Below are 11,787 nucleotides of genomic sequence, written 5' to 3'. Positions count from 1 at the left end.
CATTACAGGTTGTACTCGTCCACAACCAACAAGAAGCAAAGTTAATAATAACGAGACATACAGCTTAAAACGCGACATGATAATTTCCTTTTTATTGTGAATTTGGGTCAACCCCAATTTGTATCGAGCTGTAAAATAAACAATTTAACCCAATATGCCAAACTCGAAGATCAACATTTCGTTCAATATTGATGCGTGGACAGCGAATTCATTCGGTTTATCCGAATCCAATGAATGGAAACAATGGGCAACAGAGATAAAATGGCCAGAAGATGGCAAAATCAATGTTGCAAATATTCCTGCGATGATGCGCAGAAGAATGAGCCCACTCAGTAAACTGGCGGTACAAACTGCAATCGAAATGCTTAATCAACATCAAGTTGATTACCTTGTATTTTCAAGCCGTCATGGTGAACTGCATCGCAGCGTCGCACTAGTTGAAGATATAATTAATGGAGAAGAGGCGTCTCCGATGGCTTTTTCTCAATCGGTGCACAATACCGCCGCAGGGCTTGCCACTATCGCAACTAAACAACCCATTCCCCTAACTTCTATCGCTGCGGCAGAAAACACATTCCAAAGCGCAATATTAGAAGCATGGCTGTTTTTGTCCGACAATCCTGACAAAAAAGTACTGCTTGTTGATTTTGATGAGCCTATGCCTGACTCTTATTTAGAATATGAAAACCAACAATACCAAGGGTTTGGACTTGGCTTAATACTTTCTCATGGAGACAAGTTCGCGATACAAAGCTCCATAAACGCAGAACGTTCCGGTCATCCTCTTCCTCAAGGTTTAGTATTTTTGCAACAATACTTGTTAGATAAAAGCCAGTGGACTATTTTCGCTCCGCAACAAGCTTGGGAATGGCACAAAAAATGACTCGCTTAAATCAGTATTGGCGTGTGCTAGCAACAGGCTTTTGTTTTTCAGTATTTGGGTTAGGTGGTTTAGTACTGAGTTTCATTGTTATTCCGACCATTCGTATTTTTGTTTCAGACCAAACGGAACGCGAATATAAAGTTCAGGGTGCGATTCGATATTCATTCAACACATTTTGTAAATTGATGAAGTTGAGTGGCGCAATCGATTATCAAATTATTGGTGCCGATATTCTTCAACAAGATCGTAATTGTTTAATTGTTGCCAACCACCCTAGTTTAATCGATTACGTTCTCATTGCTTCACAATTAAATCGCTGCGACTGTTTAGTAAAATCGGCAATATGGTCGAATCCTTTTATGAAGCACATCGTAAAAGCAGCCGGATATATTCCCAATGAAGCACCGGATGATTTATTAGCACTTTGTGATGAACGATTTAACAAAGGCAACGTGTTGCTTATATTTCCTGAAGGAACAAGAACAACACCAGGTGTAGAGCCGAAATTACAACGCGGTGCAGCACAAATTGCGGTAAGAACAGAACGAGATTTAAGAGTTGTCCATATTACGGTAACGCCAAGTTTCCTCACAAAAGAGAAAAAATGGTATCAAGTACCGGCAACAAAGCCCTTTTTCAGGGTTGAAGTTAAGGATAAAGTTGAGATTACCCCCTTTATAAAGCAAACTACGTCGCCGACAATAGCGGCGCGACGCTTACAACAGCACCTAGCTGAAAACATTTTTCCAGAAAACTTTTATTAATAAGCAGGTCCCAGTGGAACAGTTACACAACGACATTAAGCAACTTATTATTGATGCTTTAAACCTTGAAGATTTAACCGTAGATGATATTGAAACGGATGCACCACTTTTTGGTGATGGACTTGGCTTAGATTCTATCGACGCGCTTGAGCTTGGACTCGCAATAAAAAAACAATACAACATCGTTATTGATGCCGACGACTCAAATACGCGCGAACACTTTGCGTCTGTAGCAAATCTAGCGAAATACGTTTCTTCTCAAACTAATGAATAAGTTGTAGGTATATTCATGACTGATGTAAATAAAGATCAAGTATTTGAACAAGTTAAAGATGCGCTTGTTGAGCTGTTCGAAATTGACGCAGCCGACATTCAATCAGATGCGCACTTATACCAAGATCTCGATCTTGATAGCATTGACGCCGTTGATTTGGTCGTACACCTACAGAATGTCACTGGCAAAAAAATCAAGCCAGCAGAGTTTAGTGCAGTAAGAACCGTTGACGATGTGGTTAACGCTGTTACTGAGTTATTGAAGGAAAGTTAATGCGCCAATTGCTGACTGGTCTGTCTGCAATTGTACTGCTTGCCTACCCCTTCGCCGTCTATTTCGGTATAGATAAATATGGCTTGAACTTAGTTGGGGGCTTGTTAATTGCTGCGTTACTTTTGCGTGTTTTCGTCGCAAATAAGACCCCACTAAAAGAGTTTAAATTCTTGGCGCTCGCTACGGGCGCTGTTGGCATTGTTCTAATTACACTTGGCATGGTGTTTAAACAACACGGGTGGCTTCAGTTTTACCCTGTCGTTGTCAATTTATGTATGCTGTGTGTATTTGGACTGAGCTTAAAACAGCCGCAATCGATCATAGAGAGGCTTGCTCGCTTGCAAGAACCCGACCTTCCGGCTAGTGGCGTGGCTTACACTCGCAAAGTGACGGTGGTTTGGTGCGCCTTTTTTACGCTCAACGCTGCCGTTGCACTCTATACCTGTTTCCTACCAGTAAAAATATGGACGCTTTATAACGGCCTCATCAGCTACTTACTTGCTGGTGGCTTGTTCGCTGGAGAATGGATCGTGCGTCAATTTGTTCGAAAGGAACACTAATCGTATGAATACAACGTATTCGAGCTTTACCTCCCTTGCGACCTTGTTCATCGCAGAGAGGTCTGAGCAATCCCCAGTATCTTACGATCGCGATACGGTTATCACGTGGGGTGATTTCCAACAGCACGTCGCAACACTTACTCAACAGCTAGAAACCCAACCAACGCAAAACATTGCGTTGTGTTTTGGCAACAGCTACCTGTTTGCCGTTGGCTTTTTTGCTTGTTGTTATGCAGGAAAATCCATTGTATTACCTGGTAATTACCAACCAGAAGCACTCAAAGAGCTCAGTGAGCACTACGATTTGTTGCTGCATGATGCCGATGTCTCGGCTCCAGAACTCGTGAGCTCGCTTTTGATCGAAGCTCAATCATTGCTAGAAACCACCGTGATTAGCGAGCCAGAGGCCAAACAACCTTATTTTTGGCGTGAATTAAACCTGGCAGAAATACCAGTAACGCTATTTACTTCGGGTTCAAGCGGCACACCAAAAGCCATTGCAAAAACGCTGAAACAGCTCGATATCGAAGTTGCTATTCTAGATAACCTATGGGGCGACACGATTGCCAGCACACGCGTTGAAAGCACCGTTTCTCATCAACACATTTACGGCTTGCTGTTCCGCGTATTGTGGCCTTTGTGCTCCGCACGTCCATTTTCAGCACACAACCTTGAGTTCCCAGAGCAAATTGTCCATCACGCTGACGCTGACACCACGCTAGTAAGCAGCCCTGCGTTACTAAAACGACTCAGTGAAGAGCACGATCCGGTTGCGATTCGGTGTGTATTTTCTTCTGGTGGCCCCTTGCCAAACCAAGCGGCGCAGCACAGCCAGGAGTTGTTTGGGTCACTTCCTATTGAAGTGTTTGGCAGCACAGAAACCGGCGGCATCGCTTACCGTCAGCAGCACGTAGCTAGCACTCCCTGGACGTTATTCCCTGGTGTTGAAGCCGAGCTTAACCATGAAAATTGTTTAAAGCTCCGCTCGCCACACATTGATGAAAACACTTGGTACCAAACTGCGGATGAATGCTATTTCCATGATAGTATTGCTTTTGAATTGCGTGGACGCACTGACCGAATCGTCAAAGTCGAAGAAAAGCGTATTTCCCTTGTCGAAGTGGAAAAACGTTTAGAGCAATTGCCGTGGATTCAAGAAAGCGTGGTGATCCCAATGGAAGAATCTGGTCGCCTCACATTAGTCTCGATCATCGTACTTAACGATCAAGGCAGCGATGTGCTTAATGAACTTGGTAAAGGCAAATTTTGGCTTGAGCTTCGCAAGGCACTGCGCAATTGGCTAGAACCGATCGCTATCCCGAGAAAATTCCGAGTGGTCGACGAAATTCCATTGAACAGCCAAGGCAAACGCCAAGTTGCTGAAATTGAAAAACTATTCCAATAAAGCTAGTAACATGGATAAAAGAAAACCAACTATTCAGAATATTGAAGTGAGTGACCATACCGCGGAGCTGTCGCTGCGAGTGGATGCTGACATCTTAGATTTCCAAGGTCATTTCAATCACTTCCCTCTTTTACCCGGCGTCACTCAAATTGATTGGGCGTTGTTCTACGCCGTTCAATATTTGAACACTCCCAAGGTATTTAAAGGAATGGAAGTCATCAAATTTCAAGAGCCGATTCTGCCAAACGCCGACGTTTGTCTCTCACTCTCTTGGGACAATGAGCGCGAGAAATTGACCTTTAAGTACACATCGAAAAACGGTGAAACCTTGGTGACTCACTCTTCAGGCAAAATGAAACTGGGTGAGTCACGTGAGTGATTACCGTCCCTGCTTTTTAATTCCTTGCTACAACCACGGCAGCACAATTGCAGACGTGGTGGCATCGTTATCCTCTTTCGCTTTGCCAGTGCTGGTCGTGGACGACGGCAGCAATGAAGACACCAAACAAGCGCTTTCTGCTTTGAGTGAACAAGGGCTGATAAAACTGATTAGTTTGAGTGAAAACCAAGGCAAAGGTGGCGCGGTGATGGCAGGCCTACATCAAGCTCACCAACTTGGTTTTACGCACACCATTCAAATCGACGCAGACGGTCAACACGACCTAGAAGCATTGCCGAAATTGCTCAGCGCCAGCGAAACAAAACCAGATAACCTGATTTCGGGCCAACCGATATACGACGAGAGCGTACCTAAATCCCGTTTGTATGGTCGCTACGCTACGCACGTGTGGGTGTGGATAGAAACCTTGTCACTGTCTATCAAAGACAGCATGTGCGGTTTTCGCGCCTACCCAGTGGCGAAAACGGTCGCCGTGTTGAACAAGTACAGTATCGGCAAACGCATGGATTTTGATATCGAAATTCTAGTGCGAATGTACTGGGAAGGCGTCGACATTGATTTTGTTCCGACGCGCGTGATCTACCCTGAAGGTGGCATTTCCCACTTCGACGCATTGTGGGATAACGTCAAGATAAGCTGGATGCACACTCGCCTATTTTTTGGCATGTTGCCGCGCATTCCTTCGCTACTCGCCAGAAAGCGCCAAAACACAGATGACAGTAATGCCCACTGGTCGAAACGAAAAGAACAAGGCACGATTTTAGGCATCAAAACCTTACTCGCGGTTTACCGCTTGTTCGGCAGAAAAGCGTTTGACCTGATTTTAAAATTAGTCATGCGCTACTACCACTTCACGGGTAAATCTGCCCGTGAAGCGTCTGAGATTTACCTGCAAAACTTGCAGTACTACGCAACGCAGCAGAGCATCGCACTACCAAAACAGTTGGACAGCTATCATCATCTGCTTTCTTTTGGGCGAACCATGCTCGACAAACTGGCAGCATGGCAAGGTGACTTTAACGTCGATAACCTAACCATTCACGGCCAGCATCATTTCGAAGAGATGGCGCAGAAAAAACAAGGCGTGCTCATTTTAGGCTCGCACCTTGGCAATATCGAACTCTGCCGTGCGCTTGGTCGTCGACACTCTCATGTCAAAATCAATGCCTTGGTATTTACCCAACACGCTGAACAATTTAATGCGGTAATGAAGGCGGTAAACCCAAATTCGGAACTGAATCTGATTCAAGTCAGCTCAATGGGACCAGACACCGCGATTCTGCTTCAACAAAAAATCGAGCAAGGCGAATGGGTGGTGATCGTTGGCGATCGCACTTCCACCAGCAAAGAAAATCGTGTCGTTTGGGCAGATTTTCTTGGTAAACCTGCACCATTCCCGCAAGGCCCATTCATGCTAGCCTCGGTATTAAAAGCGCCGGTTTACTTACTCTTCGGCCTACGCGACGATGAAGCGAACACTCCGCATTTTAATGTGTACTTTGAACACTTTAGTGACCAAGTCACGCTACCACGCAAGGAGCGTCAGCAGGCACTAGAACGCGTTGTTCAACAGTACGCACAAAGATTAGAACACCACACACTGCAAGCGCCGTTACAGTGGTACAACTTTTTTAACTTCTGGACTTTAAGTAATCAGCCACATGACAAACAACAATAATCACAACATCACTTTTGGTGCCCAATCTTTAACCATCGAAGATGTCGTTGCCATTGCTCAAGGAGCAAAGGCACACATGAACACCTCGCCAGAATTTACCGCGAAAATTGATCGTGGCGTGGCGTTTCTGGAACGATTACTGAAGGAAGAAGGCGTTATTTACGGCGTGACCACGGGTTACGGCGATTCATGTACTGTGGCGATTCCACCCGCTCTTGTGGATGAACTTCCGTTGCACCTTACACGCTTCCATGGTTGTGGCTTAGGTCAAATCCTTTCTCATGAGCAAGCTCGTGCGGTGCTGGCAACACGTTTATGTTCATTGTCGCAAGGCGTATCTGGCGTGTCTCACGATCTGTTGAACCAAATCGTTACGCTTATCAACCACGACATTGCGCCGCGTATTCCACAAGAGGGCTCGGTGGGCGCAAGTGGCGATTTAACGCCTCTGTCTTACCTAGCGGCGACCTTAATTGGCGAACGTGAAGTGCTTTACAAAGGTGATGTGCGACCAACACAAGAAGTGTTTGCAGAGCTGGGCATTGAGCCAATTCGCCTAAAACCAAAAGAAGGTTTGGCGTTAATGAACGGTACATCCGTGATGACGGCCCTCGCCTGTCTTGCCTACAAACGTGCAGAATACCTAGCGCAGCTTTGCACCAAGATTACCGCGATGGTCTCTGTGGGTATGCAAGGTAATGACTTCCACTTTGATGAAGCGTTGTTTGCGGTAAAACCTCATCCTGGTCAACAGCAAGTTGCGGCTTGGCTGCGTGATGATCTCAATGCTGAGCGTCCGCCACGCAATAGCGACCGACTGCAAGATCGTTACTCGCTGCGTTGTGCGCCACACGTCATTGGCATGGTGCAAGACTCACTGCCTTGGCTACGTCAATTGATTGAGAATGAACTAAATAGTGCCAACGACAATCCAATCATCGATGGCGACAATGAGCGCGTTCTGCACGGCGGTCACTTCTACGGTGGTCATATCGCAATGGCGATGGATACGTTGAAAGTGAACATTGCCAACTTAGCTGATTTGCTGGATCGTCAGATGGCGCAATTGATGGATTACAAGTTCAATAACGGCCTGCCGTTTAACTTAACCGGTGCAGAAGGCGAGCGTAAACCGATCAACCACGGCTTTAAAGCGGTTCAGATTGGTATCTCAGCTTGGACGGCAGAAGCGTTGAAAAACACCATGCCAGCAAGCGTTTTTTCTCGCTCAACCGAATGTCACAACCAAGACAAAGTGAGCATGGGCACCATCGCGGCTCGTGATTGCTTACGCGTACTTGAGTTAACAGAGCAAGTTGCTGCGGCTTCACTCCTAGCAAGCGTTCAAGCGGTTGAGATTCGTCGCCGTCATAACGAATTGGACGAACACCACATGAGTCAGAGTTTGCGAGTAATTCGTGACGCAGTACTGAGCGAGTTTGAATTTGTGATTGAAGATCGCCCATTGGAACAAGATTTGCGTAATTTCATTGAACGCATTCAGCAACGTCATTGGCCACTCTACGCGGAGGTATAATGCAAGAGCAGGTTCTCTACCCATTAGAAGCGGAGGTGACTATGGTCACCTCATTCCAAGATGCTGACCCGATGGGCGTGATTTATCACGGCAACTTCTTTCGATATTTTGAAGAAGCGCGTCGTGTGCTGATGGAGAAGCTCCAATACAGCTATCGCGATATGCAAGACTCTGGGTACATGTGGCCGATCATCGATACGCGCGTTAAATACGTGAAGGCGATTCCGTTTAATCACACCATTCGTATTACCGCGCAACTCACTGAGTGGGAAAACCGCTTACGTGTGGATTACGTGATTTACGACGCCGAAACGAATCAACGTATGTGCAAAGCGCATACAACGCAAGTCGCTGTATCCATTGAAAAGCAAGAGATGTGCTTTGTTTCTCCGGCAATCTTTTTAGATAAAGTAGAGCAATGGCACAACCATGGGAGCCTGAACTAATGCAAAAGTGGTTACTCTCTTTTTTGTTGATATTTTCTGTTCCAGCACTGGCCACACCGACAGCAAACGTAACAGATTTGGCGTCGCTTCAACAGCAGTTGTCTCAGCATGAAATCGTGCGCGGAGATTTTACGCAGCAGCGTCATCTGGAAATGTTCAGTCAACCTCTAACCTCTAAAGGTCAGTTCACACTGAGCAAAACACATGGCTTGTTGTGGCAACAAACAGAACCTTTCGCAGTCAATTTGGTATTGACGGAAAACAAACTTCGTCAAACTTTTGCCGACCAAGCACCGAAAACGATCTCTGCACAAGAAAACCCAATGGCGTTCTACTTTAGTCATGTGTTTTTATCCGTGTTCCACGGGGATACTTCTGCACTGCAAGAACAATTCACACTCGATTTTTCAGTTGAGAACAATCAGTGGCAGCTCGTTTTAGTGCCCAAACAGTCACCATTAAATGCGGTGTTTAAAGCCATCACCCTTTCCGGTAAAACGCATATTGATCGCCTAACCCTGCAAGAGCTGCGCGGCGATAAGACCGAAATCACGTTTACAAACCAGACCTCTCTACCTCAGGAACTCACGGATGCCGAAGACGCTCAATTCCGTTTCTAAACTCAGTCTTGGCACTCACACCTTTGCTCTGGTTTGGCTCAATCTCGTTGTTTTAGCGGGCTCGTTGCTACTCAAACAATGGGTTTGGAGTGCAGAATCTCCGATTGAGACCAACATTTTAAAACTGTTGCCGAAGAACCAACAAAACCCGGTGGCTGAGCAAGCCTTTGAGTCGGTCTCGGCAAGTATGAGCGACAAAGTCATTTTCGTGATCACAGCGCCGGACAAAAATGCCCTTTTTGCAGCAGCCGCTGAATTTGATAAGGGTTTGCGTCAGAGTAATCATTTTCGCGATGTGGTGGGAAAAATCTCACCTCAAGAGCAGCAAGCTTGGGCGAGTTACTACTTTAAGCACCGCTTCCAATTGCTGACGCCTGAACAACGAGAGCGTTTAAGCCAAAATCCAGAACAGCAAGTGCAGCATGTGATTCAGTCGCTGTACAACCCGTTTTCTGGAGTGACCGGGCAAGAGTTACAAAATGATCCTTTCTTGCTATTTCGTGATTATTTGAGCCAAGTTACCCAGCAATCGTCCTCTTTCCGATTGGATAACGGCTATCTGTCCGTCGAAAAAGACGGTGCTCAATACTTGCTTATTACTGCCGAGCTAAAAGACTCGCCTTATAGCCTAACTGGGCAACTTGCAGTCCCTGATATTCAAGCGCTAGAACAAGGCGTCGCGCAGAAATATGGCGCTGAAGTCGCACATACTGGCGTTCTATTTTACGCTGACTTTGGTACGCAAAGTGCAAAATCGGAGATCAGCACCATCGGTGTATTCTCTCTACTCGGTATCATTGCATTGTTCTTGCTGGTCTTTCGGAGTGTGATGCCGCTGTCCCTAGCACTGCTTTCCATCACCATTGGTCTGCTCGTTGCGTTGTCCGTTACGACGTGGATTTTTGGAAAAGTCCATCTGTTCAGCTTAGTGTTTGGCGCAAGTTTAATCGGTGTGTCTATCGACTACGCATTCCACTACCTAACGGAACGTCTTGCGGCGGGAAATGAATGGGATAGCGAGCAAGGGTTAAAGCATATTTTCATAGCGATCACACTGGGCTTAATCACCAGTTTGATCGGCTATTTGGGCATGTTAGTGGCACCGTTTCCTGGTTTGCAGCAGCTTGCGCTGTTTTCATCCATTGGTCTGATTGCCGCTTACATCACCGTGGTGGCTTGGTATCCGATACTGGCTCGTAACCCATCGCGCACCATTTCGACTTTACCGGGACAATCACTGTTGGCGAAATGGTTAACGCTTTGGAATCAACCTCGAATTAAAGTCGGATTGCCGATGTTATGTGTGGTTGCGAGTGGCTTTTTCTTGCTGCAATTGAACTACGATGACGACATTCGTCTACTGCAAACGATGCCGAACGATCTCAAGCAGCAAGAAACCTTGATTACGACGCTCAGTGGCATGCAATCTTCACAGCAAATGTTGGTCGTTACCGCCGACGATGACGAAAACCTAATGAAAAAGCTGGAGTCTTTGACGCCAACATTAGAAGCGTGGAAAGCGGACAGCACCATCGAAAGCTACCAGAGCCTGAGCCGCTACTTGAGCTCAGTGGAACGTCAGCAACAAGACTATCAATTGATTCGCGATCTTTACGCGACACAATCCAGCCCACTTACTTCCGGGCTGGGCTTAAGTAAAAAGCCCAAAATGGACGCCGACTTTATCCCTGTTACGGTTGAACAGTACTTGCAAAACCCGGTATCAGCGCCTGTACGTTTTCTTCATTTGGGTAAAATTAAAGAAAAATCGGCAACGGTAGTGGTGTTAAACCAATTGCAAGACTCCGCTGTTGTTAAGGCATTTGCCAAATCACAGTCTGATGTTGTCTACCTAAACAAAGCTGAAGAAATATCCACCCTATTTGGTGAATACCGAATCAAAATCATGGAGCTATTGGCAGCCGCCAGTGCTGTGATCTTTCTGGTATTAATCAAGCGGTACGGTCTGCAACACAGTTGCCGAGTTTTACTGCCATCATTGATTGCTTGCGCCTGCGGTCTTGCAACTGCTGTCGCGATGGGAACAACATTAAACCTGTTCAACTTGCTTGGCTTGGTGCTCATTCTTGGTATAGGGATCGATTACACTCTGTTCTTTGCCGAGAAAGCCCGCAGTGTGAGCACACTATTGGCGATCACCCTTTCGGCAATGACCACTGTGTTGTCATTTGGATTGCTGTCACTCAGCCAAACTCACGCGATTCACAGTTTTGGCATTACGGTGTTAAGTGGTATTTTTGTCGCTTGGCTGCTCTCTCCGATTGCAATTAAAACAGAGGAAACGACGTCATGATTTTCAATCACGCCTTTCGCTGCGCGACGTTATTCGCACTGAGCCTGTTTTTAAGTGCATGCAGCTTGGTCCCTCACCAATCGACGCCTCAGGTCGACATTGCCGAGCACACCCAAGTTAGCTTGCCCACTCCCGCAAGCTTGGGCTATCAGTTGTCTGCCAGTCAGTTAATTACGGCTTCTTGGGCAATAGATGGTAAAACCAAATCTGAGCAACTTCCGGTACAACTGCAAGTGATCAACAACGAAGTGGTGCTGGCAGGCTTCTCATCCTGGGGGACGAGAGTACTCTCACTGTCTTACGATGGAGAACAAATTCAAACCGAAGTGCTCAACGGTTTACAAGGTTCGCTACCGCAGCCAGAACAGGTATTATTTAACCTGATGATCACGCTCTGGCCGAGTTCCGCTTGGGAAGGGTCGTTAAATGAGGTAAGGTGGCGAATTATTGATAAAAATAATTCTCGCGCCATCTTTGATAGCGACGGTGAAAAGATCATTAAGATTCAATACAGCTCTTCTAACAAGTTAGAGGGTAAGATTGATTTTCATCACCTCAAACATCAGTTTTCAATTTCTATTCAAACACTGCAACATCAGATTAATTAAGAACAATTTAGAATAACAATATGCC

Annotated in this window: 13 protein-coding genes; all 13 read left to right on the top strand. The window is 46.0% G+C overall.

The annotated features are described in order from the left end of the window. Positions 1-154 precede the first annotated feature (154 nt). The 13 genes from CAG68_RS17110 to CAG68_RS17050 are packed head-to-tail and all read left to right on the top strand — an operon-like array spanning position 155 to position 11,762. On the top strand, positions 155-883 hold the full coding sequence (locus CAG68_RS17110) for a beta-ketoacyl synthase chain length factor (protein WP_017819930.1): 729 nt from the start codon (positions 155-157) through the stop codon (positions 881-883). Next, entirely contained in the window at positions 880-1,647 is a 768-nt protein-coding gene (locus CAG68_RS17105) for a lysophospholipid acyltransferase family protein (RefSeq protein ID WP_005388305.1), read from the top strand. Before CAG68_RS17110 ends, CAG68_RS17105 begins: the two co-directional genes overlap by 4 nt. Before the next feature lie 13 nt (positions 1,648-1,660). After that, complete coding sequence (locus CAG68_RS17100) at positions 1,661-1,921, top strand: phosphopantetheine-binding protein (RefSeq protein ID WP_005382278.1); 261 nt, start codon at positions 1,661-1,663, stop codon at positions 1,919-1,921. A gap of 15 nt (positions 1,922-1,936) precedes the next feature. After that, entirely contained in the window at positions 1,937-2,194 is a 258-nt protein-coding gene (locus tag CAG68_RS17095; RefSeq protein ID WP_005382279.1) for an acyl carrier protein, read from the top strand. Then, positions 2,194-2,754 (top strand): hypothetical protein, encoded by a 561-nt coding sequence (locus CAG68_RS17090; protein ID WP_017819931.1) that lies wholly within the window; start codon positions 2,194-2,196, stop codon positions 2,752-2,754. The genes CAG68_RS17095 and CAG68_RS17090 overlap by 1 nt, the downstream gene beginning before the upstream one ends. Positions 2,755-2,758: 4 nt before the next feature. Beyond that, a complete protein-coding gene (locus tag CAG68_RS17085; RefSeq protein ID WP_161441404.1) occupies positions 2,759-4,159 on the top strand; it encodes an AMP-binding protein in 1,401 nt (466 codons plus the stop codon). 10 nt (positions 4,160-4,169) lie between these two features. Then, on the top strand, positions 4,170-4,538 hold the full coding sequence (locus CAG68_RS17080; protein WP_005396010.1) for an ApeI family dehydratase: 369 nt from the start codon (positions 4,170-4,172) through the stop codon (positions 4,536-4,538). After that, complete coding sequence (locus CAG68_RS17075) at positions 4,531-6,237, top strand: glycosyltransferase family 2 protein (protein ID WP_161441403.1); 1,707 nt, start codon at positions 4,531-4,533, stop codon at positions 6,235-6,237. Before CAG68_RS17080 ends, CAG68_RS17075 begins: the two co-directional genes overlap by 8 nt. Next, positions 6,221-7,774, top strand: coding sequence for an HAL/PAL/TAL family ammonia-lyase (locus CAG68_RS17070; protein WP_086046589.1), 1,554 nt, complete (start codon positions 6,221-6,223; stop codon positions 7,772-7,774). The genes CAG68_RS17075 and CAG68_RS17070 overlap by 17 nt, the downstream gene beginning before the upstream one ends. Continuing rightward, entirely contained in the window at positions 7,774-8,220 is a 447-nt protein-coding gene (locus CAG68_RS17065; RefSeq protein WP_054702228.1) for an acyl-CoA thioesterase, read from the top strand. The genes CAG68_RS17070 and CAG68_RS17065 overlap by 1 nt, the downstream gene beginning before the upstream one ends. Then, the gene (locus tag CAG68_RS17060) at positions 8,220-8,840 is read left to right on the top strand and encodes a LolA family protein (protein WP_017819935.1); all 621 of its coding nucleotides are present in this window, start codon (positions 8,220-8,222) and stop codon (positions 8,838-8,840) included. Before CAG68_RS17065 ends, CAG68_RS17060 begins: the two co-directional genes overlap by 1 nt. Beyond that, a complete protein-coding gene (locus CAG68_RS17055; protein WP_161441402.1) occupies positions 8,812-11,154 on the top strand; it encodes an MMPL family transporter in 2,343 nt (780 codons plus the stop codon). Before CAG68_RS17060 ends, CAG68_RS17055 begins: the two co-directional genes overlap by 29 nt. Continuing rightward, on the top strand, positions 11,151-11,762 hold the full coding sequence (locus CAG68_RS17050) for a DUF3261 domain-containing protein (protein WP_017634797.1): 612 nt from the start codon (positions 11,151-11,153) through the stop codon (positions 11,760-11,762). The genes CAG68_RS17055 and CAG68_RS17050 overlap by 4 nt, the downstream gene beginning before the upstream one ends. The last annotated feature ends 25 nt before the right edge of the window (positions 11,763-11,787 follow it).

The sequence above is a fragment of the Vibrio sp. V42_P2S4T144 genome, from assembly GCF_009904715.1.
Classification (GTDB): Bacteria; Pseudomonadota; Gammaproteobacteria; order Enterobacterales; family Vibrionaceae; genus Vibrio; species Vibrio alginolyticus.
Note: the sequence above shows the minus strand (reverse complement) of the source record. Positions and strands in the feature narration are given on the sequence as shown.